We start from the raw sequence: 26,688 nt of genomic DNA, 5'->3' as shown, positions 1-26,688 counted from the left end.
ACTCGGATTAACGTCTATTTTTGACTGCTTAAATTAGAAACTATACTATGGCCGAAGTAATAAGAATGCCCAAGATGAGTGATACCATGGAAGAAGGTGTAATAGCCTCATGGTTAGTAAAGGAAGGGGATACGGTAAAGTCTGGAGATATACTTGCAGAAGTAGAAACTGATAAAGCCACAATGGAGCTGGAGTCATATGAAGATGGAGTGCTCCTACATATTGGCGTAAAAGAAAAAGAGGCAGTTCCGGTTGATGGAGTGATTGCTATTATAGGGGAAAAAGGAGAAGATATCTCAGGGTTATTAGAAGAAGCTTCTAATGGCAGTTCTTCCGATGAAAAGAAGGAAGAAAGCAAAACTGAAGAGAATGAGAAAGAGGAAAAGGAAGAAACAGAAGAAGTTGACACATCTGATGTAAATGCTTCTCTCATCACAATGCCCAAGATGAGTGACACCATGGAAGAAGGAACTATTGCTTCATGGTTGAAAAAAGAAGGTGATAAAGTGAGCTCTGGCGATATTCTAGCCGAAGTTGAGACTGATAAGGCAACTATGGAGCTGGAGGCTTATGAAGACGGTACACTGCTTTACATTGGCATCAAAGAGGGCGAGTCAGTGCCTGTTGACGGTGTAATTGCGATTGTTGGAGAAAAAGGGGCGGACTATGAGAAGCTTTTAAAGGCACATAAATCGAAATCATCAGGTAAGGATGAGAAGAAAGATGAGCCTAAGAAAGAAGAAAAAGCAGTAACTGCTGAATCTAAATCACCCTCTCCACAGGCAGATCAGAAAAAATCAAGTGAATCCAATACCAGCTCAAATGGTAGAATTAAGGCTTCGCCATTAGCCAAAAAAATGGCCGATGAGTTGGGTTACGATATTTCAAAAATTCAAGGTTCAGGAGACAACGGCAGAATTGTTAAAAGAGATGTTGAAGATTATGAACCATCTGCACAACCTGCTAAAGGTGGAGATGAACAGCAAATCTCTATACCTGCAGTGGTAGTTGAGGAGTCTTATGAGGAGGTGAACGTTTCTCAAATGAGAAAAACAATTGCCAAGCGATTGGCCGAAAGTAAGTTTACTGCACCTCATTTCTACCTTACTATGGAAATTAACATGGATAAAGCCATGGAAGCCAGAAAAGGGATGAATGATTTTTCTCCTGTTAAGATTAGCTTCAACGACATTGTGATTAAAGCAGTAGCAGCAGCTTTAAGACAACATCCGAAAATCAATTCATCTTGGTTAGGTGATAAGATTAGATATAATAAACACATTCATATTGGTGTAGCAGTGGCTGTAGATGAAGGTTTGCTTGTTCCAGTAGTGCGTTTTGCTGATAACAAGTCATTATCACACATTTCTACAGAGGTAAAAGATTTGGCCACTAAGGCACAGAATAAACAACTTCAACCATCTGACTGGGAAGGCAATACATTTACCATTTCCAACTTAGGGATGTTTGGTATTGAGGAGTTTACAGCTATTGTTAACCCACCTGACTCCTGCATTCTTGCTGTTGGAGGTATTAAGCAAACGGCTGTTGTGAAGGATGGTCAATTAGTTCCAGGTAACGTAATGAAGGTAACGCTTTCATGCGACCATAGAGTGGTAGATGGTGCATTAGGTGCCGCATTCCTTAAAACACTGAAAGGACTACTGGAAGATCCGGTTAGAATATTGGTATAAGATAGGTTAATAAAAAGCACGCTGGTCGTGCTTTTTTCAATTATTATGGCAGATAAGAAAAAATCGTTCAAACTAAAAATCTCTCAAAACCTGGCGCAATTACTCATTGTAATGGCCGGTGTATTTCTTGGGATGTTACTGACTGAATGGAATACAACACGCAAAACTTCGAATAAAATTGAGATTATTACCGAGCAAATTAGGCTAGAAATCTTGTCCAACAAAGCATTATTGGAATCTTCAATACAGCGAAAGAATCCTTTTTGGAAGTCACTAGATACTTTGAATAAAGCTTTCTCTGAAGAAGTTTATCAAGAACCTTTTCATGCTAATTCATTTGAAAATAGATTGCCAGGGTGGAAAGGCACTGGAGGAGGTAGACTGGACGATTCTATGTATGAAACGGCTAAATTTAGTAATGTTATTCCAGAGATGGATTTTGAATTAGTCAAAGTGTTATCAAAGGCATACAACACGCAACAATTATATAACGATTTGAGCGAATATTTTATCAATCAATTTTATGCCATTAATTCGAATACCACTTATGCGGATGTACTGAGGTTAATGTGGCGGATTCGACAAGATTTAGGTGGCTACGAACTTGAGCTGCTGGAACAATATGAATTAGCACTCCAAATATTAGATGAAAAGAATGACTAAAGTAAAATCAACAACCGTCTTAGCGGTGATACATAATGGAGAAGTGGCAATTGGAGCGGATGGACAAGCTACCATGGGAAATTACGTTGCTAAGAGCAATGTAAAAAAGATTAGAAAGCTACAAGAAGGTAAGATTGTTACGGGTTTTGCTGGTTCTACGGCAGATGCTTTTACTTTGTTGGAACGGTTTGATGAAAAACTGAACGCTTATGGTGGCAATATGAAGCGCGCTGCTATTGAATTGGCAAAAGATTGGCGTATGGACCGTTATTTAAGAAAACTTGAGGCCATGCTTATAACTGCTGATAAAGATGAGTTATTAGTGATATCAGGTACCGGAGATGTTCTTGAGCCTGATAATCAAATTGCGGCCATTGGCTCTGGTTCCATGTATGCCCAGTCTGCTGCACTGGCTTTAAAAAAGCATGCTCCTGGCTTATCTGCAGAAGAAATGGTGCGCGAAAGCCTGAATATTGCTGCAGATATATGCATTTATACCAATCATAACTTAGTAATTGAAAAGATTAAGTAATAATGGCCAAAGCAACTATATACCATAATCCTAGATGCGGAAAGAGTAGAAATACACTCAAAATTCTTGAAGAAAAGAATGTAGAAAATAACGTGGTTGAGTATTTAAAAACCCCGCCAACATTCGGTGAGTTGAAATCTGTTGTTAAGAAACTTAAAATTAAGCCCGAAGAATTATTAAGAAAAGGCGAATCTGTTTTTAAAGAAAATTATAAGGGCAAATCTCTTTCTGATGATGAGTGGATTAGAGCCATGGTGGATAATCCTATCTTAATTGAAAGGCCAATCGTTATAGTAGGAGATAAGGCTGTGATAGGAAGGCCTCCAGAAAATGTGCTAGAAATTATCTAATTAGCCAAAGGTAGTTCCACTTTAAAAGTTGTTCCCACTTCAGGTTGACTAGAGCCCATTATCTTACCATCATTCGACTTTATAAACTCATTGATAAGGATAAGGCCTAGACCTATGCCTTTTTCTTTGGAAGTACCCGGTACTGATTCCAGTTTATTTTCACCTAAGATCTGATTTACTTTTTCAGCAGTCATTCCAACACCAGTATCTTCTAATAAGATAATTCCTTTTTTACCTTTTGACATAGAGCTGATTTTGATAGAGTCACCTTCTCGGCAAAATTTAATAGAATTGTTAATTAGGTTTCTAATGGCAAGCTTAATCATTTCCTTGTCACCTAACAGTTCTATCTTATTATTTCCATTTGTATACGATAAGCTAATTCCCTTTCGTTTGGCTTCAGGACTGTAGAGTTGTATTGTTTCCTCAATAATACTGTTAACAATAAACGGTTCTTTAATTATTTCGAAATTTTCGAGTTTAGTTTTAGCCCATTGTAACAAGTTATCTAGCAATTGGCTGGTGGTACTTGCCTCAATCTTAAGATATTGCATTAATTGCTGAATATCTTCATTTGACAACATACCCCCCTCAAACATACTCACTGTTGATTTAATGGAATTCAATGGGCTTCGTAAATCATGTGAAATAATAGAAAGCAATCGATCTTTGAAATGAATTACTTTTTCTAATTCATTTTTCTGTTCCTGAGTAATTTTCAAATGTTTTCTTAACTCGAGCTCATTAATCACTCTATTGCCAAGAATTCTGAGCGCTTTTTTTTGTTCTTTATTTAATTTTTTTGGTGTTTTATCAATCACACAAAGTGAGCCTAAGTTATGACCTTGCCTGGATTTTAATGGCACACCGGCATAAAAGCGTATGTTAGGATTGCCGGTTACCAGTGGGTTATTTTCAAATCGAGCATCTTTTTTGGCGTCCTCAATTTCAAATATTTCGTCATCAAGAATGGCATGTGCACAAAATGAATATTCTCTAGGTGTCTCTTTTGCATCAAGGCCTTTTTCTGCCATAAACCATTGCCTTTCTTTATCAACAAAGCTTACAAGACTAATAGGAGTATTACATATAAAAGATGCCAGATCTACAATTTCATTAAACGCAGGTTCTTCGATAGCATCTAATATATTATAATTCTGAAGGTCTTTCAGTCTTTGTTCTTCGTTTTCAGGATACGGTGCTGACATGCGTAAATCTTTATCGGGCCAATATAAGTAAAGGGTTCACCATTATAAAGTCTATAGCAGTTACTGAGGAGTTATATTGGCAGTAAATAGTGATAGAATGTTGAATGTTACTTACTCCAATCAAATGATGGTTATTTATGCGAGAACCTCAACCTTTTAATTGTAAACAAAGTAAATTTCTCTTACCAAATAGATAACATATAAAGCTATAAGAAACATTCCGGTTTTACGGTTTATCTTCCACTTACCTATTAATAGAACTACAAAAATAAATACAACGGATATTATCAATAATATCACTGATTCGATTAGGTCATTTGTTGATGTATCGATTTGCTTGTTCGTGAATAAGATTATTATAAACCAAGGCAGCCCGAGGCCAATAAGAATGTCAAAAATATTGGATCCAATAGCGTTGCTAACTGCCATGCCACCACGGCCTTGTTTTGCAACAATAACTGAAGACATCATATCTGGTATAGATGTACCTATGGCTAATACAGTTAAGGCTATGATAACTTCTGGTATGTTAAGAATATGAGATAAACCTATTGCAGATTCCACCAAAACCCAACATAATATGGCTATTGAGCCAATAGAGAAGAAAAATGTAAGCCAGTAATGCTTGGAAGAAGGAAAAATATTTTCCAGTATAATGTGTAAAGGCTTAAATATTAATCTCCAACCTTTAAGTTCTTCTTCTGGTTCGTCTTCGTCCATTGTATCGCCATCTTTGAATTTGAAGATTTTTCTACCATAGACAACCGCTAGCAGGTATAATCCATATGTACCTACCAGTATAAATCCTTCTATAGCGGATACTTCACCACTATACATTACAATGAACAATAATATAACAGCGATTAAATAGAAAATGAGATCCCTCATTACAGGTTGCCACACGAGTTTCGCACTTCTGACCATTGCTGAGGCACCAATAATAACAAGTATATTAAAGAGTGCTGAACCTACAATTGTTCCTACACCTATTGCCTCGTGATTTCCTACACGTACAAATGAAATTATGGCAACGAAGAGTTCAGGTGCACTGGAGCCAATGGCCATTAAGGTGGCGCCCGCCATTTCATGAGATAAGTTTAGTTTTTCAGCTATTTTATCCAGTGAGTTGACAAAATAGACATCGCTGATACGAGCCAACAGGTAAAATGAAGTAATCAGAGCTATTATATACCCTACTAAAATCATACGTATTAATTAAAAGCTGAAGAGCAATAAATGTTTATACATTGAATGTTTGATAAGTTATTCATTCATAGTTTGTTATGCAATAATTATTTGATAATTAACAAGGTTCACTTCGTTCTGAATTGTGGTAATAACTTATACAGAGAGTGTGAAGATTCTAAATGCTATAATGTGTTAATAGCTTCAATGATTATGTTGCAGGAGTACTTAATATCCTTGTTGCTAATATTTAATGGCGGTGCAATTCTAAAACTGTTAGGACATGATAGAAACCAAAAGCAGATAACACCTTTTTCTAAACAATAGCTCACAATTTTCGCTACTTCCTCTGCTATTTCAAATTCAAAAGCAAATAGCAACCCTTTTCTTCTGATTTCTTTGATTCTGGGGTGTTGCAATAACGTTTCAAAAAGCTGGCCTTTTTCTTCCACGGTAGAAAGTAAACGTTCTTCTTCAATTATTTCTAATGTCGCCAAAGCCGATGCACAGCAAACAGGATTGCCTCCAAAGGTTGTAATATGCCCAAGCATAGGATCATGAGTTAACGAATTCATTATTTCATAGGAAGAAATGAATGCACCTATAGGTAAACCACCACCTAGTGCTTTGGCCGAAGTAAGAATGTCCGGAACTATCCCATAATGCTCAAAGGCGAACATTTTTCCTGTTCTGCCGATACCAGACTGGATTTCATCAAATATGAGTAATGCTCCCGTTTCTGTACATTTATTTCTTAACCCTTCTAAAAATTCTTGAGTAGCTATTCTAACACCTGCATCGCCTTGAATGGGTTCTATAATAACACACGCTGTTTTGTCAGAAATTGCTTCAAGACTATTAATGTCATTGAATGTTAAAAATCTCACATCGGGCAGGAGAGGTCTAAATGCAGCCTTCTTCACCTCATTTCCAGATACACTCAAAGAGCCATGTGTACTACCATGATAAGCTCCTCGAAATGAGATTATTTCAGTACGGCCGGTATATCTTTTTGCAAGCTTAAGCGCACCTTCATTGGCTTCTGTTCCACTATTGGTAAAGTAACAACAGTTTAGATTATCAGGTAGCAGATCAACGAGTGCTTCAGCCAGCATATTCGGGGATGACTGAACATATTCGCCATACACCATCACATGCAGGTGCTTTTCTGCCTGAGCCTTTATTGCCTCAATAATTTTAGGATGACTATGTCCCACATTACTCACACCGATACCAGATATTAAATCAATGTATCTTTTACCATCTGGCCCGAATAAATAAACCCCTTCAGCTCTTTCTATATCAATTAGAAATGGCGAGCCAGTGGTTTGCGCTATGTGTTTTAGAAAGGTAGTGTGGCTGAAATTCATGCCACTAAATTAAGGTTAGAATCTGATTTAAAATACAGTAAAATCTACTCTTCGTTCTTCTTGCTTTTTATCAGCTGCTTTGGCCTCGGATGAATGTTCTTCTCCATAGCCTATTACAGAAATATGATCGTCATGCACACCCATTTGAATCATGAGTTCGCGTATTTTTTCTACACGCTTAATTGATAATGCTACATTCGCTTCAAAGTCCCCTACATGATCTGTATGACCTTCTATAAGTATATGCTTACCCTGGAGAGCGTATTCAACGGCAACTAGAAAAGGCTCCATATCAACAAAAGCGAATTCGTCTTGACCTGTTATGAAATACAAAGGTTCCAGTTTTATGGGCTTTTCTTTGTCAAAGTTTTTTAAATGCTTTTCTACTTCTTTACGCACCTTTTCGTGTTCTTCAGAAGTAGGAGCGGGCAGGTCGTTCTCTAAGAGTACAATATCTTCCACAAGATGTTTCTCTTCATCATTCATATTGTCGATATCACGACCACTGGTATTTTTGGCTACTGGCTCAGCTTTTGGTTCCGGTTTCGGCTCGGGTTTAGGTGCTGGCTTTGGCTTAGGTTTCGGCTTAGGCGCAGGAGTAGAGGCAGGAGTATCACTAGGGTCATACTCGGCCATCGGAACGGATTTACTATTTTTAGCCGAAGCTAGTACTGGAACATTTCTATTCTTCTTGCGGAACTTCTTCTTTCGTAAACGCGAACATTGCGCATCAGATGATATAGTATTGGTTGCATATCTTCTTTTATAGAAACTTCTGTTTAGCTTATTATAACTGCTATGACCGCCCCGCTGGCTTGAACACGAAGAGAAAAGCAGTGCAAGCACTGCGATCATAAACATATATAATACTGTTCTTTTCACTACAATTGTTGTTTTTAAACAATTTCTCAGTTGCAAGGATATTTCTTATCTAACAATTTATCAAACAAAATTGATCATCAAACCTACATACTACATTAATCTGAATGGTAAACTCCTCAATTTCAAAATGTTACATTAATTATACCAGATTAGAGTATTCATGGTAAAATGCTGATTTTGAGCTGTTTATTGTATTTCGAACGATAATATTAAGATAAGAATTATAGTAATATTGAACAATTCTTACATATAAGCTCAATTTTTATCTTAATTAAACGCGGTAATTTTGAACAATCGTAGTATTTTAAAAGCAGTATTTAAAAACAATAACTATGTCTGCAAGTAGATTAACGCGTTCAAAGGGAGATGCAATTTTGGCTGGCGTATGCTCTGGCCTTGCAAAGTATTTTGGTTGGGATCCTGTATTGGTAAGAATACTTTTTGTGATTCTCACGTTAGTAGGAGTAGGGTCTCCAATATTAGTGTACTTGATTTTGTGGATTGTTATGCCCTCTTATTAGTCTACATCATGTAGCTGAAGAAATTCTTCCACATTTTGCTTAACAGCTGCTGGATTACTACCGTCAAATGCAGCGGTAGCTATTGCTTTAAAGAGCTCACCAACGATCTCAGGTTTAAAACCCAGCTTCTCTGCATACACTGCAGCAACTTCCAGTTCGATATCTTCTACGATATTATCAAGGTAAATCATGTGCACTAAATGATAGATAGCCTCCATTTTTTCAATACGATTATCTAACATTTGAAATTGCATTTTATCAAACTCACCCTCAATCTTATGAAGGTCTTTTTGGGAAAGTCCTAATTGTGCACTCCACTTTAAAAGACACCCTACATATTTACTTTCAATTTTCTCCTGACTCAGGAATAATGCTAAAATGTTGAAAAAACTAAGTTTTATCGATTGAAGTTCCTCTTTGGCTAAATTCATTGTCTTTACTTATATCGGCCTACTTACAATTAACAAAATTAATTTATAAATAGTCGCAATCTATGTCAATTTTTATACTATTCTTAGAAAATCCTCTTTCTATTGCTCTTTTTATATCGTTGCAAGCTCTATTATTTTGATTCAATTTTTTTCTTGCTTGCGCTCTTAAATAATAAAGCTCTGACCTTTCAGGTCGTAAAAATATACCCCAGTTGCAATCTTTAACAACTTCTTCCATATTGTCATTATCAAATTGCAGGTGGGCTCTCGCTTTAAACATATTGTAGTAGGTCTCAGGCATTTCTTTTGGGTCAATAATAAACTCAAATGCCGCACCATAAGAACTTTCCTGAAATTTTTTAAACAGGTACCGAGCCTCATTGTAGTAATCCAATTCTTTTTCTGAGTTTCCGATTTTATTATAAAGTTCTGCGAGTTGCAGCACGAGCTGTAGGTTCTCATCATCCCGTTCTAAAACGTACTCATATATATGTGCCGCATTCTCAAGGTTGCCTAGTTTTAAATAGCACTCGGCCATCATTTTCCAATTCGCTATTCTAACCGGATTCTGAAAATCAGTAAGTACTTTAAAATCATTAATAGCTGTTGCATAGGACTGCTGATTATACTCAGTAGTAGCTACATTATTAAGTTGTTCTATAAAATCATCTTTTTTAGCTGCAAACCGATACTCTACTGGGTTATTTTTTATGAGTTCTTCTGTTAAAAGCAGGGCCGATCTATATTCTTTATTTTCAAAAAGTTGTTCGGCTCTTTTTATTTGAAATTCTATCTGTGCCTCGCGCTCCGCTTTTTCTTTAGCCTTTAATTGTTCATTTACATTTGTATAAACCAATGATAAAACGGCCATTAATGCCATCGCACCTAATGAGATAATGACATTTCGATAATAGTTCTTATCAACTTTATATACGGGAGCAGTTTTGTATTTAGGAGCTTTTCTCCAATCGAACTTCCCATATCGGTTGTATACTGTTTTCTCTTTTCTTGCAGTCGGTTGATGTTGTGTGGTATACACCTCATGCGTACGGGTTGTGTATGCAATATCCAGGTCGTGCCTTCTGCGCTTATCAGTATCTATTAAAACCTGATAGGCAGCATTTACAAGTTTGAAAAGCTCTTCAAACTCCTTATTACCACCATTTTTGTCTGGATGATATTTTAATGCTAATGCTTTATACGCTTTTTTAATTTCTTCTGATGAAGCGCGTTGATCTACTCCCAGTATTTTATAATAACTAAGCATTAACCAGTTTGACTTTTTCTAAGTTTTAGATAAAAATACACAGAAGCTGATATAACCAGAAATGAAATAAACTGTGAATGCGATACCCAGCCTTCAATAACATAGCCTCTGCTAATGTCTCCTCTAAAAATTTCAATGATTGATCTACCTATTGCATAGAGTATGAGGTAGGATATGAAAATTTGTCCGTCAAAAGATTTTTTATTTTTTAAAATCAAAAGTATCAAGCCTATAAATCCAATCATTGAGGCGCTGTATAGTTGGGTAGGATGGAGTGGAGTATTTAATGGAGCCAGGCATGCCGGATCAGTAAAGGTTACTGCTAAAGGGCCGTGCCATTCAATACCATGGCAACAGCCAGCCATAAAGCAGCCTATCCTTCCAAAGAAATGAACAATGCACGTAGTAATAGCCATAATGTCTAACATAGGAAGCACGGGAAGTCCTTTCTTCTTGAAAAAATAAAGCATTGCAGGTATGCAAAACAATAAAGAGCCATAGAATACGAACCCTTTACCTGTTAGTAGTTTAGAGAAGTTATCAGCATAATAAGAAGGGTTTTCAAAGAATAAGAATACTTTACCGCCTACAATCGCTGAAATTAATAGTAACAAAAAGAGCGAATTGATAGTATCGAAATTGGTATTATAATGCTTCCGCGTTTGGTAAGTAACATAGGTGATGCCTGCAATGGCACCAATCACAATAAAAAAACCATATGAATAGACTGTGAAAAAATCTCCTATTTCAAAAAGAACTGGGTGCATGGCAATATAAGTTAGTTAATAGTTTCTCTATACACCAAAATAAAAGTTATTTGCCAAATGTTTACATCAGGCGTTAGATACATGCTGCTGGCTACATTTTTTTTCTCGCTCATGAATGTGTTCGTGAAAATGGTGCCAGATATTCCGGCAGTGGAAATAGTATTCTTCAGATCAGTAGTTTCACTGTTTTTGAGTTTTTTCTTTTTACGGATTCAAAGTGTAAATATTTGGGGCAATAATAAAAAAGTGTTGCTGTTTCGAGGAGTAAGTGGGGCTGTTGCACTTATATTATACTTTACAACCCTGCAGTTAATACCTCTGGCAAGTGCGGTAACTATTCAGTTTTTGTCACCTATATTTTCTTCCATTTTAGGTATTTACATTGTAAAAGAGAAAGTAAAACCCTGGCAATGGATTTTCTATTTGCTTGCATTTTCTGGGGTTATTTTGGTGAAGGGCTTCGACCCTAGAATTACACCTGAGTTGTTTGCTATTGGTATTGTATCCGCTTTTTTCTCTGGGTTGGCGTATAACTTTATTAGAAAATTAAAGCAAACGGAACACCCTCTGGTTATTGTGTTTTATTTTCCATTAGTAACACTTCCGGTTACAGGAATTATATCTGCTTTTGATTGGTATATGCCACACGGAGATGAATGGTTCATCTTGCTATTGGTAGGCGTGTTTACCCAATTGGCACAGTACTTCATGACAAAGGCATATCAGGCCGAAGAACTTTCTAAAATAGCCAGCCTAAAATATTTAGGGTTGATTTATGCCTTAGGGTTCGGATATGTCTTTTTCGAGGAGACCTTCAATTTAATAACCTATTTTGGAATGACCATTATGATTGTAGGAGTGATTCTTAACGTTTGGTATAAGAATAATTTAACGAACGCAGAAATAAAAAAGGCCATCCGCTGATGAGCAGATAGCCTTAATTTATTTTTATCTATCCTGATTATGCGATTTTAGAAATCAGATCAGCTACTCTATTTGAGTATCCAGCCTCATTGTCGTACCAAGAAACAACTTTCACAAGGTTTCCGTTTACAGAAGTCATTTGAGAATCGAATATAGATGAATGTGGGTTTCCTATTATATCAGTTGAAACTATAGGATCCTCAGTATATTCTAAAATACCTTTCATTGCACCGTTAGAAGCCTCTTTCATTGCTGCATTAATTTCTTCTGCAGTAACTTCTTTCTTTAAAATACATACTAGATCAGTTAATGATCCGGTAGGAGTAGGTACACGCACAGCGTTACCATCTAGTTTTCCTTTTAAGTCTGGCAACACTAAACCTACAGCTTTAGCAGCTCCAGTAGTGGTAGGCACCATATTAATTGCTGCAGCTCTCGCTCTTCTTAAATCTTTATGCGGTGAATCCTGTAAGTTTTGATCAGATGTATATGCGTGAATAGTGGTAATAAAGCCTTTATCTATTCCGAATTTATCGTTTAATACTTTTGCGACAGGAGCAAGGCAGTTGGTAGTACAAGAAGCGTTAGACATGATTGTTTCGCTTCCAGTTAATATATCATCGTTTACACCAAGAACCACTGTAGGAATATCTCCTTTAGCTGGTGCAGAAATTACTACTTTCTTTGCGCCTGCAGTTAAATGCTTAGATGCCCCATCTTTGTCAACAAAGAAACCAGTTGATTCAAGAACAATGTCAACACCTAATGAAGACCAAGGCAAGTTAGCAGGATCTCTTTCTGCGGTTACTTTAATTGCTTTTCCGTTTACTTTAAAACCATCGGCAGTAACTTCTACAGTGCCATTGAATCTGCCATGAACAGAATCATATTTCAATAAATGCGCTAGTGTAGTTGTATCTGTAAGATCGTTGATGGCTACAACTTCTACATTGCTTTTTTCTAATAAAGCTTTGAAAGCCAATCGACCAATTCTACCAAAACCGTTTATTGCTACTTTTGTCATGTTTATAGAGGGTTATAGTTAGTCTTTAATTGAGGTCGCAAAACTACGAGATGCGGTTTCTAAAACCAATATTTTTAAATCGATTAAATAGAAAAGGACGGAATATGATCCCGTCCTTACATTTTATGTGATTTTTGATATTACTTGGAACTCATTTCTGGCATGTAAGTCCAGATCTCATCCCATTGGTCTGTAAATATTAAGTCCGCTGTTCTCCAAAAAGGCACCCATTTGTCTTCGCCATAAATTTCTTCGAATTTCTTCTTGAACCCCATATCTTTATCCAGGTCAGCCCATTTATCGAAGCCACCAACTGTAGCCATATGTCTGCCTCTTTCGCCTTGGCGAAACTGATTGTCCCAAACTGTCCAGGAGTGATCCCTGTTTAATGCTTTCTGAACGGCACTTACTTTTTCCATAAATTCCTGAGTAAGGAAACCTGTTTCATTAGATACATTACTAAAACGGACAAATAAATTTTTGGCATTCGTGTCTTTTACAACAGAGAGCTTATCATCTCTTTTCCAGTATTCTATAGAAATTAAGGACTCAACATGCATAGATACTTTTTTCCAGTCATCATCATGGGCTTTACCTTGCGGTCTATTATCTAAATCAGCAAACGTTAATGGTCCCATCATCCAAACGGTTTTCCCAGCATTGGGGCCATTGTTTATAGAGTAAACCCTTGCCTCATGTCCCTTTTTAGAATGAAAAGCATCGTTATGTGCTTTCATGGCCTGTTGAAGTTTGTCATTATCTTTCCCATTCATTTGTAGAGTGATCATTTCATACATGACATAATCCTCATTGGTTTCTTGTGAGAATGCAAAAGAAGTTACGAGGCACAGCCCCATCATTAATAATTTTTTCATAGTTCTGATTGTTTGTGTTTACCAACAATGTAGTTCTATTAAATTCAATAACCTATATAAAACTCATTAATTATCAGGCACTTACGATCAAACTATGATATTTGTAATGAGTAAATAGGAGTAAGTTTGAAAAAATATTAAAAAAAATTGAGACTAAGGTTTTGCAAAATTAAAAGGCGGTAATATATTTGCACCTCCTAAACAAAGATGGCCCGTTCGTCTAGGGGTTAGGACGCCAGGTTTTCATCCTGGTAACAGGGGTTCGATTCCCCTACGGGCTACAGCTGAAAACCCTCTTAGTGAAAGCTAAGAGGGTTTTTCATTTAATGGGAAATTTAACAAAGAAGCTGGCGCCCTGACCATGCTCACTTTCACACCAAATTTCGCCTTTCATTCCCTCTACATATTTCTTTACAATTGATAACCCCAAACCCGTTGAGGTTTCATTGCCCGTAGGTTGAGCACTCAATTTTTGATACTTACCAAAGAGCTTCTTTAAATCGCTTTTCGTCAATCCCTGGCCTTCATCTTTTACTTCTGCTAAGAAGCCTTCTTTTTCTTTGGTTAGCCTTATAAAAATGGAGCGATTGGTAGGTGAAAATTTTATGGCATTAGAAATCAAGTTTTCAAAAATCTGGTTGCAGTAGCTTTCATCCAGGGTGGTAACGGCCTTTTTTACTTTAATTTCATTTACAATCTTTAGCTGCTTTGATTCAGCTGTATGCTTAAAATTTTTAATGAGCCGTTCAAGAATCTTTACCAAATCCACTTCTTCCATTTTGAGGTTCAGTTTCTTCGATTCAATCGCTTCAGTGTCCAATATTTTGGTGATCATCGCATTCAATCGACCTACCGAGGTGCTTATTGTTTCCACAAATTGAAGGGTTTCCCCCTCCAGCTGACTCGTTAGTTTTATAAGGCTTACTAATCCTTCAATCTGATTTAAAGGACTTTTCAGGTCGTGAGCAACAATGCCTATTAAATTGTTCTTTTCATTATTTAAATTTATCAGCTCCTCATTTTTTTCAAGAATCTCGTTCTTCTGATTTTGAAGCTCTGTATGCATTTGAGTGATTCTTTCATTGGCTTCATGCAAATAATCTGCTTGATCTTCTAAGGCCTCTTTTTGAGACTCTAGTTCTCTCGTTTTCTCTTCAATTTCATCCTTTTGACGCTGCATCTCCTCATTGGCTTCAATTACCTCCTGCGCTTTTTTTGTTATCTCTTTATTCTTTTCAGCAATCTCGTCATAGGCATCCTCCAAATTATTAGCTAATACCAGTAAGTCCTTCTTCTTATATTGGAGTAGATAGTTCTCAGAGGCTATGGTTTCATTTTCTTTGGTAAGCTGCTCGATCTTCTTTAGCTGTGATTCTTGTTTTTTAATTTCTGCCAATGCTTCTTTACCAACTACCATGTTGTTTTTAAGCAATTCTTTTAGCTCACTTGTTAATTCTGACATTAACGGTGCATCCGTAGTCTTGGAAACCAAAGACAGCAATTTATTGATGCGTTCGTTGTTGGCGAGGATGCCTTCTTTAATATGTTCTGATTGAGACATTATCTTAATTTATCACTTCTTAAGATTAATTACCAGAGATAAATATATAGTTATCCAATAAGATTATTGATAATAGAACCGGGTAAGTCTAATAGGTTTATTTTTTTTCTTATGATAGAGATATACGGAAGTGGGGTGCCCTTTTTCATTGTACTTTATTTCGCGAATAATTGGTTTTTCACCGGTTTTATGAATGGTGCTTTTAATTAATTTACCTTTATCGAATTCATTATTATAGGTAATATTAATATCGCCCTCATTTTCTTCTAACATAATTTCATTGCCATATTCATCATATTTACTCCACCAGGTTTGTATCCAATTGGTGCCATTTAAACTATATTTTTTCGAGCGCTCATACAGCCTATCATCTTTATACTTATAGTTAATTAATGACAGCCGCCTGGGTTCATCCAGATATGCATAGCCTGTATATGCTTCTTCACTTACCAGCTTATCATTCTCATATGTGTAGAAGGTTTTAGATAGTACTTCCATTTCATTATCTACGTTCGATGCTTCTAGTACCTGATGTTCTGAATTGAGTTTAAATACTTGTACTGGCTGTTTTGTTCCATTGTTATGCTCGTATTTTATCACTTCAAGACCATTGGTGTCATAGCTGAAAGTGGAAGCTTTGAACTCCGGTTCAAGAATGGTGATTTGAGTAACAAGTGAGCTGTCTTTTATGGAGTTTTTGTTTTTTAAGCGGTAATCATAAATCAGTACTTCTTTGCCATATAGGTTATTTTTGATAGGAAGTAAATCGTATAATTCAGAAATGCGCTGGCTCTCTTCATTACTTTGAGCCAGGAGAATAGGAGAGAAGAGTAGCAGTATTAGAGTTTTAAGAAGTTTACTCATTCAATAGCCAAATAGCATTTATGTTCAAATTAATCTTTTTGATTGATAATTAACAGTTTTGAGGGTTTTCTTTCTATTTAGATTAATAAGATAATTAAACAAAAAAAAACGCCCATTGAACAATGGGCGTTTTACTATTAGGATTTTATTTACTATTGAAATAAAACGGTTCTATATACAGTAGTATTTACCGTAGGGATATTTGAACCAAACTTCTCATTTATAAAGTTAATTAACTCATTTGCTAGGATAGCATGACCTCTAGGGTTAGGATGAACACCGTCCGTTGAGAAAATACCTGATGGACTAAAATCAGGAGCAATATTTACACCTTCGTAAGTAATCCCCTGATCACCATCAGCTGCAGAAATAGCTGCAGAAGAAAGGGCTAGTTGGGTAGCTTCTGCAGAAGTTAATCCAGCTATGTCAGCAAACAATGGTTGAATATCATACATTTCAACTCCTGGTGTTGCTGCAGCTATACCTGCAATTACACCAGAATACGTAGCTCTGGCTGTAACTATAGCAGTTTGCTCAGCAAGGGTTAAATACCATTGATCACCACTTAAATTTCCAGTAAATACATCAAAACCTAATGGAACAGCCACACCTATAGGAGTGGGGCCAGTCATGTCTGAATCATCGCCATCTGCCTCTGTACCCAATACCGCACCTGCGGAAAGTAAAACTAATTCACCTTCTACCAACGGTCTGGATTGCTCATAAGGCATTAAAGCAGCTCTTTGCTCTGGGGTTAATCCTCCTGGTACACCTGTAATCGCATCAAAAAATGGACCTAAATCAGTTAATTCTTCATCAATTACCAAAATTGGGTTTGGTCCTTCTGAATAGCTAATTTTCCTTCGAGCGGCATCAGACGCATCATATCCTGCAAATGCAACAATTGCATCTAATGCAGCATTTACACCAGCCAGGCTAGTATTTAATTGATCTGCACTTGCTTGGTCTAACGTAATAGCATTATAAGGAACAGCTCTTAAAAATGGGATCAATAATACTGGGGGAACATTAATTACGACCCCTTTAGAACCAGTAGCAGCAAGCTGTCCAATTATACTACTGTAATCTGCAGTAAATTGTGCTTGACTATATGCATCTAATGGATCAGATCCTGTACCACCAGCCAAAGCATAACCAAGAACATCATTACTTCCAATCCATAAAGTATAGAAAGTAGGGTTTGTGGCTAGGGCATCTGCTAATATTGAAGTTGTTGAAGGATCAGTTGCAAACCTTGAGAAATAAGGATTTCCAACATCAGGGAAACCATATCCAGGGGTAATTAAACTGGCAACTCGAGCTCCCGGAACACCAAAGTTATTTAATGAACTTTTATCTCCCGTATAAGCAGTGATTAAATCACCTGGAAATGTAGGTACTGGTCCTGGAATGCTTGTATCAAGTATTGTTTTACCAGCAATAACTCCTGCTCCTATATTGGAGAATGTAGAATTGAAACCATTAACCGAGTTAATGTCAGGTTGGTTGAAATCCGCTGTTAATCCAGCGCTAACCATTTGTTGTCCAATAATATTTGGAAATGATGCCATCTGACCTTCATTATACAAGGCGCCATCCATGAAGCCGGCAGTAAGTGAGTTTCCAAGAGCTACATAATTAGTGAAATCTGCACTACCAGATACCCTATCCTCTTCAACTACCGCTGTTTCATTCAGTCTTTCTTCAATTAAGTCATCTTCTGAATCACAAGATGTGATAATCAATGAAGTGCTTAATAATCCGAAAAAAATATATCTTAATTTTTTCATTTGTATTCCTATTTATTAATTAAAGAATTGATCAAACGTGATGCTTACATAATAGATGGCACCTAACTGAGGGTTACCAAATGAAGTAGTATATCTTTCATTTGTAATATTTGAACCACCAATCTTAAGTATTGATTTTAAATTTGAAAGTTTATAACTCACTTGAGCATCAACTGTACCAAATGCAGGTACTACGCCTACACCGTAAGAAGATTCCCATAAGAAAGCGTCCTGCCATCTATAGTTTACAGAGAATCCCAATTTATCGGTAACTTTTCTGTTAGCAAACTTAATGTTGTAACGATATTCAGGTGTGTTGAATTGAGCTCTGAATCCAGCATCTCTTAATACATCGGCATCAAGTAATTCATTATAACTTACGTTAGCGGCAATTTGATAGCCTTTAGGTAATGAATATTCTGCACCTATAGCAAATCCTTGTACTTTCACGATTCTGTTAGAATTAACATCAAAACCATATCTCGCAATAGGTGTGGTGCCGTTAACTATACCAGCGGGATCAGCTGGACCAGCGTAAATTGGGGTTTGACCAGTGCTTGTATTTCCAGTAGCAGTTTGTACCAAATCTACTTCAACCACTAAATCAGAATACTCACTGTAAAAGTAAGACCCATCTATAAGTAGTTTGTTTCCAATTAATCCTTTGTAACCAATTTCTCCGGTACCCACTTTTTCAGGTTCAAAATCAAAGTCTGTCCATGCTTGCAAAGATCCAGTTCCGGCTTGAGCATTTTGTAGACTTGTTAATGTATAAACCTGATTAGTTCTAAAATTGAATTGATCAACTAAGGCCTGATTACTTCCAACCAACCTTCTTGTAACAACATCTAAATTTATATACTGGTCTTGAGTTGTTGGAATTCTAAAACCTCTTTGGAATGAAGCTCTAATGTTATGATTTCTATCAGCTCCTAAGCTGTAAACAGTTGAAATTCTTGGTGAGAACTGACCGTCAAAGTTTTCGTTTTTATCGTAACGAACTGAACCCGTTAAATCTAATCTTTCATCAAATACCGATTTTTTAACTTGTACATAACCACCCCATTCGGTCATATTAAATTCATCACCTGAATCTATGTTTTCAAGCGCAAATAATGTACCGTCAGATTTAAGGTCGTAGATTCGATAATTACCTCCTACTATTACTTCAGCAAAATCTATTTTATCCGCGAAGTTGTACATACCTTCCACCTGATAGAGACTAGTCTGATCTAAGAATTTAGCACCACCTTCAGAAATAGGGGTGTTTCTCAATCTATCGAACCTCTCTTTAAAATCAGGATCATTAACATCTAATCTTTCAGTGTTTGCTCTTGCAAATGCATGTGAGGCGTCTACTGATTGGCCAGCCGCTCTGGCTCCCGCAAAATTTGAAAAGTACTGTGGAATATAAGTTTCAACGTTTATTAATGATGCTAAAGTATTGGCTGCGTAGCTATCACCAGATTCTTCCTGCGTTGTATAAGCTCTAACGTAGAAATTAGAACCTCTTAACTCAAGTTTTCCAGTCCAAATTGAAAAATCATCTAGAACGAATCTGTCATTAGCAGTATATACCGTGCTTCCAAATCCAATATTATACTGGCCGATAAGCTCTAAATCATCATTTAATCGATAATGTAGTGCAGAACCCAATTTTAAACTTTCAGTTGTATTATCAACAAATTCTGGTTCTGTCCATCCAAGAGGAGTGAAGTTTCCAGCCTCTCCATTAGGAATTAATGGTCTAATAGCAGCAATTTGTGCTCCCAGTGCTCCACCACCTGCAATTACACCGTCAGCCACACTACCTAAATTAACTGTAGGTTCTCCATATACATTGACACCATTATACGTTCTATTTCCGTCTCTGTAACCTGGTTGTGATGGATCATATTCCGCACTTCTTTCTACAACCCCTGATGAAAAATCTCTGTAGTCAACCGCTCTAAAGTCATTCGCTCGTAAATAAGAAGCAGTTACTTTGAACGCGAACTTATTATTGAATGCTTTCGCATATCTGAAGTCATAGTTATGATACGCTGACATATCATCGTCTTCCTCGTCAATGTGGTTCACACCAAGTTTAGCAGTTGCACTAAGACCCTGATATTCGAAAGGACTTTTACTGTTCATTAAGATGATACCTTGAATAGCATTCGGTCCGTATAATGCAGAAGCCGCACCTGGCAGGATTTCAACGCTCTCAAGATCTAATTCACTAATACCTACAATGTTACCTACAGGGAAGTTCAAACCAGGCGCCTGGTTATCGATACCATCAATAAGCTGAACAGTTCTTGTATTACCGTTTGCTCCGAATCCTCTTGGGTTAATTGAGGTAAAGGTTAAACTTTGAGTTGAAACGTCTATACCTTTTAAGGTTTTGATGTTGTCATAAAAGCTTGGCGCAGCAGATTCACGAATGGCTCTGATATCCATCTTTTCGATGGTAACAGGGGATTCAAGAATGCTTTCTTCAACTCTTGAGGCAGAAACAACTACTTCTTGTCCTAATAAAGCAGCTTCTTCCATAGGTACATTTATTGTGGCACCACTTTGAGTTACTTCTACTTCTTGTGTATTAAACCCAATAAAAGAAAACACGAGAGTAAAAGGAGGGGCCATATCAACGGATAAATTGTAGTTACCATTTGGATCAGAAATAGTACCTATTACCTTTCCCTTAACTACAATGTTTACACCAGCCAGTGGGTCTCCCGAACTGCCTTCTGTCACTTGTCCTGACACAGTAGTATTCTGTGCGAGGGTAATCCCGTAAGCTCCTAGAATAAACAGGAGAAGGAATCCATACTTAGTAAAAATTTTCATCATATAATTTTTGATTTACATTAAATGAATAGAAAGTTGATTATAGTTTGTCAATTGGTTAAAAATTAAACCAACTAAATCTACAATAAAATATTGGAAATAGTAAGCATGCATACGATTTAAATGCTCAAATCGCCAGTAAATGGGAAATATGAAGGGTGGGGGTTGTACTACTGCATTCCGAATTCTTTCTTTACGTGCTCTACCAGCTTTTCGCAAAGATCATTCATCTGTTGAGACATAAATTCATCACCGGTACTGTTCAATACACTTTGAGCAAGGCCTCCTAGACAGTCAATATAAAAACGTTTCATTTCATCAACTGGCATTTCCTTGGTCCAAAGGTCCATGCGCATTGTATTTTTTTGTTCATGATCCCAAAGTGAGATACTTATAGATTTGGTTTCATCAGGATCTGAACTACCTTTTTCAGAAGCGTTCCAGGTTATTTTTTCAGGAACATTTTCATCATCTAGCTCTACGGTGAAATTTATTTCAGATTTCTTCATTGTTTAGTAATTGGGGTTTTGTAACAGGTAATTAGTAAATGGGGTGGTTAATAGTCAGAAGCAATTCTGTTAATGCTAATTAATTTTCATTTCAGGTATATCACCTTCCACTATAAGTTTACCTTCAGTGGCAGCTTTAATATCTTCAACACTTACGCCTGGCGCTCTTTCTAAAAGTTTAAAACCACCTTCAGGTAACACATCCATCACGGCCATGTCCGTTACTATTTTCTTAACACACTTTATTCCAGTTATTGGTAAGGTACATTCTTTTAAAAGCTTAGAATCCCCTGAACGGCTTTTATGTTGCATGGCAACAATTATATTTTCGGCTGATGCTACTAAATCCATGGCGCCACCCATGCCTTTTACCATTTTTCCAGGAATTTTCCAGTTGGCTATATCACCATTTTCAGAAACTTCCATAGCACCTAAAATGGTCAGGTCAACATGGCCACCTCGTATCATACCAAAACTTTCAGAAGAATTGAATAATACGGAGCCGGGCATCATACTTACTGTTTGCTTTCCGGCATTTATTAAGTCAGCATCCACATCTTCTTCAAAAGGAAATGGCCCTATGCCCAATAAACCGTTCTCAGATTGAAGAACCACATCTATTTTTTCAGGTATATAGTTAGCCACTAGTGTAGGAATACCAATTCCTAAATTAATATACCATCCATCTTGAACTTCCTGTGCTATTCTTTTAGCTATTCCAATCTTGTCTAACATTTTGTTTCGATTTGATGATTTGATGATTTGACAATTGGCCAATTTTGGCCCCATTTTTTGAAGTACTTATGATTTTCGAAAGCACTTTTATAATTGATTCAATATCACTTAATAATTCTTTGTTTGAAGGAAGATGACTAGACTTTGAACACAATTCCAGCCAGTATTGTACTTCATCACCTTCTTTAGCTGCAATTTTTAATTTATGAATAAAATCTTTTTTACTTTCTGCATTTTGTGCTTCTCGAACATTTGCACCAATACTAGTTCCTGATCTGAAAATCTGATCTGCTAGGTGGTAATTCACTTTTCTTAAGCTCTCTGAGAAATCAATAATTTTAAGAGAAAAATTGAAAGTCAATTCAACGATTAAATTTTGTCTATCATTTCTCATTTTCAAATTAATTGATTTTCAAATTACTTTTGCGTTACAGTGAGTTGTTCAATTCTCTTTTCGTAATTCTTACCTTCAAAAATTCTCTGAACGTAAATGCCCGGTGTGTGAATTTCATTTGGATTCAATTCACCAAGAGGAACTAATTCTTCCACTTCAGCAATGGTAATTTTCCCAGCTGCAGCCATCATGGGGTTAAAATTTCTGGCAGTACCTTTAAATATAAGATTTCCAGCAGAATCGCCTTTCCATGCTTTCACTAAAGAGAAATCTGCCTGAAGCCATTCTTCCATCAAATACTTTTTGCCGTGAAATTCTCTTACCTCTTTACCTTCAGCCACTTCTGTTCCGTAACCCGCAGGTGTAAAGAAGGCAGGAATTCCAGCACCTCCGGCTCTAATTCTTTCCGCCAAAGTTCCCTGAGGTATAAGGTCTACTTCCAGTTCGCCTGCAAGTAGTTGCCTTTCAAACTCTGCATTTTCTCCTACATACGAAGAAATCATCTTTTTTACCTGGCGTGTCTTTAGCATAAGCCCTATACCAAAATCATCGACACCGGCATTATTAGAAATGCACGTAAGGCCTTTAACACCAGTTTTAAGCAAAGCAGAAATGCTATTTTCTGGTATACCACAAAGGCCGAAGCCGCCTAGCATTAGAACTGCATTGTCATGAATATCTTTTACTGCTTCATCAGCATCTTTAACTACTTTATTAATCATAGTGAATCATTTAGTATAGTTAATGCAATTTTTTTATCCAGTTCAAGTTGAAATTTGAGTGACTCAATATCTTCAAACTTCTTTTCTTCCCGGATCATCTTTTTAAAAGAAACTTTTAAGCTTTCGCCATAAATATCTTTATCAAAATCAAAGATATGAACTTCTATAGTTTTTGTTTTACCGTTCACTGTTGGTCTGTAGCCTATATTCATCATTCCTTTGTATTGTGAATGATCAATATTTACCATCACAGCGTAAGAGCCATCGGCTGGTATTAATTTATGTTTAGAATCTATTTCCAAATTGGCTGTAGGAAAACCAATAATTCTCCCAATTTTTTCTCCCTTCACTACTCTTCCGGTTATTGAGTAATCACTGCCGAGTAAATCACGCGCAATGTGTACCTCACCATTGAACAATGACTGCCTTATTTTAGTAGAGCTTACACCTATATGATCAACCTCTTGCTTTGAAATTTCTTCCACATCAAAGCCATATCTGGAAGAATTCGCTTTTAATTGCTCAAATCTGCCTTCTCTATTATTTCCAAAACGATGGTCGTAGCCAATAACCAATTTTTTGGTGGCAATGGTTTCTACCAGCACTTTTTGAATAAATTCTTCCGAGCTAAGTTTTGAAAATTCCTTGGTAAATGGAATTCTAAGCAAATGATCGATACCTTGTTCTCTGAGTAGTTCGGCCTTTTCTTCAAACGTGTTGAGAAGCTTGAGAGTGGAATCATCAGGATATAAAACTAGCCGTGGGTGTGGCCAAAAGGTAATTAATACACTTTCACCATTATTTTTTCTGGCGATTTCGTTAACGCGAGCAAGAATCTTTTGATGGCCAATGTGCACACCGTCAAACGTACCGCTAGTTACAACAGCGTAGTCTAATGGTTTAAAATCTTCTAGTTTATGATAGATATTCATTTAGAAGTTAATTCTTCAATGGTTTTAGCATCACTAACATGATAATCGCCAATTCTTGTTCTTCTAAGTGAAGATAAATAAGCACCAACGCCTAATAGCTCACCAAAGTCACGAGCAATACTACGAATATAGGTGCCCTTGGAACAAACAATTCTAAATTCAATTACCTGTTCGTTACTATTTACTATCTCAAAGTCCTTTATTTCAACTTTACGAGATTTGAGTTCTACTTTTTCGCCTGCTCGAGCTCCCTTATACGCACGCTTGCCGTCCACTTTTATAGCTGAAAATGTAGGTGGAACCTGATCGATTATGCCTGTTAATTTAGTGGCAGCATTTATAAGATCTTCCCTTGTTATATGGTTGATAGGTTGTGTGTTTTCAATTTCAGTTTCAAGGTCGTAAGAGGGAGTTGTGCTACCAATAGTAAATGTTCCTGTATATTCCTTTTCCTGTGCCTGGAAACTTTCAATCTGCTTTGTTTTCTTACCAGTACACAAAATCAATAGTCCGGTAGCTAGTGGATCTAATGTGCCTGCATGTCCTATTTTTTTAACTTTCAGGTGATACCTTAGCTTTTTTACAACATCAAAAGATGTCCATTCTAATGGCTTGTCGACAAGCAATACTTCTCCGGGATCTTGTGGTGCTGCATTTGGGTCCATTAGAACAAGGTTACAGATAAAGCAATAATTGAAATTAGGATACAATAAATTGCAAAATAGATGAGCTTGCCTCGCTTAACAAGGTTAATCATCCAGGTACATGCCAGTAGACCGGATATAAAAGCAGCCAAAAACCCAAGTATCATTGGTAGAATAGCCAATGAATTGTCAGTGGCTGAAGGTGCTTCGAAGTAATCTTTCACTTTTAATAGCGTTGCACCTAAAATTGGGGGCAGAACCATTAAAAAAGAAAATTTGGCAGCTTTCTCTCTGTTTACTCCAAGTAGAAGTGCAGTTGAGATAGTAGCCCCTGATCTTGATATTCCCGGCATGATAGCTATTGCCTGTGCAATGCCGATAATGAAAGCTTTGGTGTAAGATAATTCTTTGGTTGTATTTTTAGCATAGTATGTCAGCAATAATAAAATGCCTGTTATACCGAGCATGGATGCTACTAAAACTACATTTCCTGAAAAGAAAGATTCAATCTCTTTCTCGAAGAAGAGCCCAACCACACCAACGGGTATCATCGATATTACGATCTGGATGATAAGCTTAGTATCTTCATTGAGCTTGAATTGAAATAGGCTTTTAATTAACTGCCAAATAGTATTTCTAAAAACGACAATTGTACTAAGTGCAGTCGCACCATGCACTATGATGGCAAAAAGTAGATTATTGCCTGGTTTTATATTCAACAGCAGTGCCCCTAGTTCCAAATGGCCGCTACTACTTACAGGCAGGAATTCTGTTAGACCTTGTATAATGCCTAATACAAGCGCTTCAATTGCAGACATTTACTTTTTAGGATTGTATAGAATTGCTGCTATTTCAACTAAGAATCCTAAAAATACCAAGATAGGACCCAGTGTAAGTCCGAGAAATCCAAAACCAAAAGGCTCAGAATCAGAACTCATTACAATAAACCCTACAACGAGAAGTGCAAGGCCAAAAAGCATGATTTTATAATTCTTAGTGCCAAAAGGCATTTTGTTATTTTTTTCCATTTGTTAGTAAAGTTCGTCTAATGACATTTTAAGATACTTCCTTACAGAGCGGTAAGTACTTAGCAGTCCAATTACACCGCCAATTACGAGCAGTGACATAAATAATATTAAAATTTTATCGATTTCCTGAAGCGTTTCAAGGTCTTGTATTTTGCTGTTTGCAAAATTCATTAAAGAATAGAGTAGGACAGAAGAAAGTATACCTGCCAAAATACCATTGAAAATAGACCTCATAAGAAAAGGCCTTTGAATAAACCCGGAGGTAGCCCCAACCAGTTGCATACTTCTGATTAAAAATCGCTGGGAGAATAACGCCAGTTTTATGGTATTATTAATAAGTATGATTACCACTAACAGCAAAATAACAGCGAAACCTAGTAAAAAGAGCGCAATTTTGGTCATGTTTTCATTGATTGAGTCAACCAGGTTTTCGACATAGACCACTTCAAAAACACCACTTAGCTTTTCCAGCTCTTTTTTAATTGTTTTTAGATTAGCAGTCTGTTGTTGCTCAGGAGCTATTTTTACTATGTAAGCATCTCTCAGTGGGTTCTCACCCAGAAATTCTTTAAAATCTTCTCCTGTGTCTTCTATAAATTGTTTTTCGGCCTCTTCCTTTGATATGAATGAAATCTGTACTTCATCGTTCTGCTTGGCTACATACTCTTTTGATGATAGTGTTTTAAAGACTTGTATTTTTTGATTCTGAGAAATGTCTTTGTTCAGATAGACCTGAATTTCTACATTTTCCCTTACTATTTCTGAAAGTCTGTTGGCATGTAATATAAGCAAACCAAACAGGCCAATAACAAATAGAGATAAGGTAATGCTGAAGATTACGCTAAAAGATGGGTAGCTACCTAGTTTCTTTTTCTTTCTTGATTTACTGTCTTTGTCGCCCATAATTTTAAGAAGATCAAAAGTAAGTAAATTATTCTTTCTTCTCGATTGTGAGCGGGCATAAAAAACCCCTGAATGAAAGGC

The 26,688-nt window shown here is 36.7% G+C and carries 28 protein-coding genes and 1 tRNA gene; 7 read left to right on the top strand and 22 right to left on the bottom strand.

What is annotated here, in order from left to right; all coding sequences use genetic code 11:
• Positions 1–47 precede the first annotated feature (47 nt).
• From JR347_RS14945 to arsC, 4 genes are read left to right on the top strand one after another with little or no spacing between them, the layout of a single operon-like run.
• Entirely contained in the window at positions 48–1,694 is a 1,647-nt protein-coding gene (locus JR347_RS14945) for a pyruvate dehydrogenase complex dihydrolipoamide acetyltransferase (protein ID WP_205721391.1), read from the top strand.
• A gap of 45 nt (positions 1,695–1,739) precedes the next feature.
• On the top strand, positions 1,740–2,357 hold the full coding sequence (locus JR347_RS14940; protein ID WP_205721390.1) for a hypothetical protein: 618 nt from the start codon (positions 1,740–1,742) through the stop codon (positions 2,355–2,357).
• The gene (gene hslV / locus JR347_RS14935) at positions 2,350–2,889 is read left to right on the top strand and encodes an ATP-dependent protease subunit HslV (RefSeq protein WP_205721389.1); all 540 of its coding nucleotides are present in this window, start codon (positions 2,350–2,352) and stop codon (positions 2,887–2,889) included. Before JR347_RS14940 ends, hslV begins: the two co-directional genes overlap by 8 nt.
• Before the next feature lie 2 nt (positions 2,890–2,891).
• Positions 2,892–3,239 (top strand): arsenate reductase (glutaredoxin), encoded by a 348-nt coding sequence (gene arsC / locus JR347_RS14930; RefSeq protein WP_205721388.1) that lies wholly within the window; start codon positions 2,892–2,894, stop codon positions 3,237–3,239.
• Here the strand turns inward: arsC and JR347_RS14925 are convergent.
• From JR347_RS14925 to JR347_RS14910, 4 genes are all read right to left on the bottom strand, one after another.
• Positions 3,236–4,447, bottom strand: coding sequence for a GAF domain-containing sensor histidine kinase (locus JR347_RS14925; protein ID WP_205721387.1), 1,212 nt, complete (start codon positions 4,445–4,447; stop codon positions 3,236–3,238). The two genes, arsC and JR347_RS14925, sit on opposite strands and share 4 nt — an antisense overlap.
• Before the next feature lie 156 nt (positions 4,448–4,603).
• Complete coding sequence (locus tag JR347_RS14920; protein ID WP_205721386.1) at positions 4,604–5,653, bottom strand: calcium/sodium antiporter; 1,050 nt, start codon at positions 5,651–5,653, stop codon at positions 4,604–4,606.
• A 164-nt stretch (positions 5,654–5,817) separates the two neighbouring features.
• Positions 5,818–7,002 (bottom strand): aspartate aminotransferase family protein, encoded by a 1,185-nt coding sequence (locus JR347_RS14915; protein WP_205721385.1) that lies wholly within the window; start codon positions 7,000–7,002, stop codon positions 5,818–5,820.
• Positions 7,003–7,029: 27 nt separating this feature from the next.
• Positions 7,030–7,884 (bottom strand): OmpA family protein, encoded by an 855-nt coding sequence (locus JR347_RS14910; protein ID WP_205721384.1) that lies wholly within the window; start codon positions 7,882–7,884, stop codon positions 7,030–7,032.
• A gap of 332 nt (positions 7,885–8,216) precedes the next feature.
• Here JR347_RS14910 and JR347_RS14905 point away from each other — a divergent pair, with 332 nt between their 5' ends.
• A complete protein-coding gene (locus tag JR347_RS14905) occupies positions 8,217–8,405 on the top strand; it encodes a PspC domain-containing protein (RefSeq protein ID WP_205721383.1) in 189 nt (62 codons plus the stop codon).
• On the opposite strand, the gene JR347_RS14900 is transcribed toward JR347_RS14905, so the two are convergent.
• From JR347_RS14900 to JR347_RS14890, 3 genes are read right to left on the bottom strand one after another with little or no spacing between them, the layout of a single operon-like run.
• A complete protein-coding gene (locus JR347_RS14900) occupies positions 8,402–8,836 on the bottom strand; it encodes a hypothetical protein (RefSeq protein ID WP_205721382.1) in 435 nt (144 codons plus the stop codon). The two genes, JR347_RS14905 and JR347_RS14900, sit on opposite strands and share 4 nt — an antisense overlap.
• Positions 8,837–8,879: 43 nt before the next feature.
• Positions 8,880–10,103, bottom strand: a complete 1,224-nt coding sequence (locus JR347_RS14895; protein WP_205721381.1) for a tetratricopeptide repeat protein — start codon at positions 10,101–10,103, stop codon at positions 8,880–8,882.
• Positions 10,103–10,870 carry a prolipoprotein diacylglyceryl transferase gene (locus JR347_RS14890; RefSeq protein ID WP_205721380.1) on the bottom strand — a complete coding sequence of 256 codons (768 nt, stop codon included), beginning with the start codon at positions 10,868–10,870 and terminating at the stop codon, positions 10,103–10,105. The genes JR347_RS14895 and JR347_RS14890 overlap by 1 nt, the downstream gene beginning before the upstream one ends.
• 57 nt (positions 10,871–10,927) lie before the next feature.
• Here JR347_RS14890 and JR347_RS14885 point away from each other — a divergent pair, with 57 nt between their 5' ends.
• Entirely contained in the window at positions 10,928–11,794 is an 867-nt protein-coding gene (locus tag JR347_RS14885; protein ID WP_235689689.1) for a DMT family transporter, read from the top strand.
• Positions 11,795–11,831: 37 nt separating this feature from the next.
• Here the strand turns inward: JR347_RS14885 and gap are convergent, their stop codons facing one another.
• Both gap and JR347_RS14875 read right to left on the bottom strand, forming a co-directional pair.
• Positions 11,832–12,818: a type I glyceraldehyde-3-phosphate dehydrogenase gene (gene gap / locus JR347_RS14880; RefSeq protein WP_394369427.1), complete on the bottom strand. Its 987-nt coding sequence runs from the start codon at positions 12,816–12,818 to the stop codon at positions 11,832–11,834.
• A gap of 140 nt (positions 12,819–12,958) precedes the next feature.
• Positions 12,959–13,693 (bottom strand): hypothetical protein, encoded by a 735-nt coding sequence (locus JR347_RS14875; RefSeq protein ID WP_205721379.1) that lies wholly within the window; start codon positions 13,691–13,693, stop codon positions 12,959–12,961.
• A gap of 209 nt (positions 13,694–13,902) precedes the next feature.
• Here JR347_RS14875 and JR347_RS14870 point away from each other — a divergent pair.
• Positions 13,903–13,974, top strand: a tRNA-Glu gene (locus JR347_RS14870).
• 38 nt (positions 13,975–14,012) lie between these two features.
• Here JR347_RS14870 and JR347_RS14865 read toward each other — a convergent pair.
• The 13 genes from JR347_RS14865 to JR347_RS14805 all read right to left on the bottom strand — a co-directional run bounded on the left by JR347_RS14865 (position 14,013) and on the right by JR347_RS14805 (position 26,607).
• Complete coding sequence (locus JR347_RS14865; protein ID WP_205721378.1) at positions 14,013–15,254, bottom strand: sensor histidine kinase; 1,242 nt, start codon at positions 15,252–15,254, stop codon at positions 14,013–14,015.
• Positions 15,255–15,317: 63 nt separating this feature from the next.
• Positions 15,318–16,118, bottom strand: coding sequence for a hypothetical protein (locus JR347_RS14860; RefSeq protein ID WP_205721377.1), 801 nt, complete (start codon positions 16,116–16,118; stop codon positions 15,318–15,320).
• 152 nt (positions 16,119–16,270) lie between these two features.
• Positions 16,271–17,908, bottom strand: a complete 1,638-nt coding sequence (locus tag JR347_RS14855; RefSeq protein ID WP_205721376.1) for an SGNH/GDSL hydrolase family protein — start codon at positions 17,906–17,908, stop codon at positions 16,271–16,273.
• A gap of 15 nt (positions 17,909–17,923) precedes the next feature.
• Entirely contained in the window at positions 17,924–20,743 is a 2,820-nt protein-coding gene (locus tag JR347_RS14850) for a TonB-dependent receptor (RefSeq protein WP_235689688.1), read from the bottom strand.
• A 167-nt stretch (positions 20,744–20,910) separates the two neighbouring features.
• The gene (gldC, locus tag JR347_RS14845) at positions 20,911–21,249 is read right to left on the bottom strand and encodes a gliding motility protein GldC (RefSeq protein WP_205721375.1); all 339 of its coding nucleotides are present in this window, start codon (positions 21,247–21,249) and stop codon (positions 20,911–20,913) included.
• Between the two features lie 75 nt (positions 21,250–21,324).
• Positions 21,325–21,984: a 3-oxoacid CoA-transferase subunit B gene (locus tag JR347_RS14840; protein ID WP_205721374.1), complete on the bottom strand. Its 660-nt coding sequence runs from the start codon at positions 21,982–21,984 to the stop codon at positions 21,325–21,327.
• Complete coding sequence (locus JR347_RS14835) at positions 21,959–22,378, bottom strand: four helix bundle protein (protein ID WP_205721373.1); 420 nt, start codon at positions 22,376–22,378, stop codon at positions 21,959–21,961. Before JR347_RS14835 ends, JR347_RS14840 begins: the two co-directional genes overlap by 26 nt.
• Positions 22,379–22,401: 23 nt before the next feature.
• Positions 22,402–23,100: a CoA transferase subunit A gene (locus tag JR347_RS14830; RefSeq protein ID WP_205721372.1), complete on the bottom strand. Its 699-nt coding sequence runs from the start codon at positions 23,098–23,100 to the stop codon at positions 22,402–22,404.
• The gene (locus JR347_RS14825; RefSeq protein ID WP_205721371.1) at positions 23,097–24,032 is read right to left on the bottom strand and encodes a bifunctional riboflavin kinase/FAD synthetase; all 936 of its coding nucleotides are present in this window, start codon (positions 24,030–24,032) and stop codon (positions 23,097–23,099) included. Before JR347_RS14825 ends, JR347_RS14830 begins: the two co-directional genes overlap by 4 nt.
• Positions 24,029–24,697 carry a tRNA pseudouridine(55) synthase TruB gene (gene truB / locus JR347_RS14820; RefSeq protein ID WP_205721370.1) on the bottom strand — a complete coding sequence of 223 codons (669 nt, stop codon included), beginning with the start codon at positions 24,695–24,697 and terminating at the stop codon, positions 24,029–24,031. The genes JR347_RS14825 and truB overlap by 4 nt, the downstream gene beginning before the upstream one ends.
• Positions 24,697–25,494, bottom strand: a complete 798-nt coding sequence (gene uppP / locus JR347_RS14815) for an undecaprenyl-diphosphatase UppP (RefSeq protein WP_205721369.1) — start codon at positions 25,492–25,494, stop codon at positions 24,697–24,699. Before uppP ends, truB begins: the two co-directional genes overlap by 1 nt.
• Positions 25,495–25,704 (bottom strand): DUF3098 domain-containing protein, encoded by a 210-nt coding sequence (locus JR347_RS14810; protein ID WP_205721368.1) that lies wholly within the window; start codon positions 25,702–25,704, stop codon positions 25,495–25,497.
• 3 nt (positions 25,705–25,707) lie between these two features.
• A complete protein-coding gene (locus JR347_RS14805) occupies positions 25,708–26,607 on the bottom strand; it encodes a cell division protein FtsX (RefSeq protein WP_205721367.1) in 900 nt (299 codons plus the stop codon).
• Positions 26,608–26,688: the final 81 nt, after the last annotated feature.

This window comes from Fulvivirga lutea, from assembly GCF_017068455.1.
In the GTDB taxonomy this organism is placed as follows: Bacteria; Bacteroidota; Bacteroidia; order Cytophagales; family Cyclobacteriaceae; genus Fulvivirga; species Fulvivirga lutea.
This window is presented reverse-complemented; position numbering and strand designations above follow the sequence as displayed.

Coding starts and splice junctions, on each gene's coding strand:
- JR347_RS14945 (WP_205721391.1), top strand. CDS start 48: ATGGCCGAAGTAATAAGAATGCCCAAGATGAGTGATACCATGGAAGAA.
- JR347_RS14940 (WP_205721390.1), top strand. CDS start 1,740: ATGGCAGATAAGAAAAAATCGTTCAAACTAAAAATCTCTCAAAACCTG.
- hslV (WP_205721389.1), top strand. CDS start 2,350: ATGACTAAAGTAAAATCAACAACCGTCTTAGCGGTGATACATAATGGA.
- arsC (WP_205721388.1), top strand. CDS start 2,892: ATGGCCAAAGCAACTATATACCATAATCCTAGATGCGGAAAGAGTAGA.
- JR347_RS14925 (WP_205721387.1), bottom strand. CDS start 4,447: ATGTCAGCACCGTATCCTGAAAACGAAGAACAAAGACTGAAAGACCTT.
- JR347_RS14920 (WP_205721386.1), bottom strand. CDS start 5,653: ATGATTTTAGTAGGGTATATAATAGCTCTGATTACTTCATTTTACCTG.
- JR347_RS14915 (WP_205721385.1), bottom strand. CDS start 7,002: ATGAATTTCAGCCACACTACCTTTCTAAAACACATAGCGCAAACCACT.
- JR347_RS14905 (WP_205721383.1), top strand. CDS start 8,217: ATGTCTGCAAGTAGATTAACGCGTTCAAAGGGAGATGCAATTTTGGCT.
- JR347_RS14900 (WP_205721382.1), bottom strand. CDS start 8,836: ATGAATTTAGCCAAAGAGGAACTTCAATCGATAAAACTTAGTTTTTTC.
- JR347_RS14895 (WP_205721381.1), bottom strand. CDS start 10,103: ATGCTTAGTTATTATAAAATACTGGGAGTAGATCAACGCGCTTCATCA.
- JR347_RS14890 (WP_205721380.1), bottom strand. CDS start 10,870: ATGCACCCAGTTCTTTTTGAAATAGGAGATTTTTTCACAGTCTATTCA.
- JR347_RS14885 (WP_235689689.1), top strand. CDS start 10,928: ATGTTTACATCAGGCGTTAGATACATGCTGCTGGCTACATTTTTTTTC.
- gap (WP_394369427.1), bottom strand. CDS start 12,818: ATGACAAAAGTAGCAATAAACGGTTTTGGTAGAATTGGTCGATTGGCT.
- JR347_RS14875 (WP_205721379.1), bottom strand. CDS start 13,693: ATGAAAAAATTATTAATGATGGGGCTGTGCCTCGTAACTTCTTTTGCA.
- JR347_RS14865 (WP_205721378.1), bottom strand. CDS start 15,254: ATGTCTCAATCAGAACATATTAAAGAAGGCATCCTCGCCAACAACGAA.
- JR347_RS14860 (WP_205721377.1), bottom strand. CDS start 16,118: ATGAGTAAACTTCTTAAAACTCTAATACTGCTACTCTTCTCTCCTATT.
- JR347_RS14855 (WP_205721376.1), bottom strand. CDS start 17,908: ATGAAAAAATTAAGATATATTTTTTTCGGATTATTAAGCACTTCATTG.
- JR347_RS14850 (WP_235689688.1), bottom strand. CDS start 20,743: ATGATGAAAATTTTTACTAAGTATGGATTCCTTCTCCTGTTTATTCTA.
- gldC (WP_205721375.1), bottom strand. CDS start 21,249: ATGAAGAAATCTGAAATAAATTTCACCGTAGAGCTAGATGATGAAAAT.
- JR347_RS14840 (WP_205721374.1), bottom strand. CDS start 21,984: ATGTTAGACAAGATTGGAATAGCTAAAAGAATAGCACAGGAAGTTCAA.
- JR347_RS14835 (WP_205721373.1), bottom strand. CDS start 22,378: ATGAGAAATGATAGACAAAATTTAATCGTTGAATTGACTTTCAATTTT.
- JR347_RS14830 (WP_205721372.1), bottom strand. CDS start 23,100: ATGATTAATAAAGTAGTTAAAGATGCTGATGAAGCAGTAAAAGATATT.
- JR347_RS14825 (WP_205721371.1), bottom strand. CDS start 24,032: ATGAATATCTATCATAAACTAGAAGATTTTAAACCATTAGACTACGCT.
- truB (WP_205721370.1), bottom strand. CDS start 24,697: ATGGACCCAAATGCAGCACCACAAGATCCCGGAGAAGTATTGCTTGTC.
- uppP (WP_205721369.1), bottom strand. CDS start 25,494: ATGTCTGCAATTGAAGCGCTTGTATTAGGCATTATACAAGGTCTAACA.
- JR347_RS14810 (WP_205721368.1), bottom strand. CDS start 25,704: ATGGAAAAAAATAACAAAATGCCTTTTGGCACTAAGAATTATAAAATC.
- JR347_RS14805 (WP_205721367.1), bottom strand. CDS start 26,607: ATGGGCGACAAAGACAGTAAATCAAGAAAGAAAAAGAAACTAGGTAGC.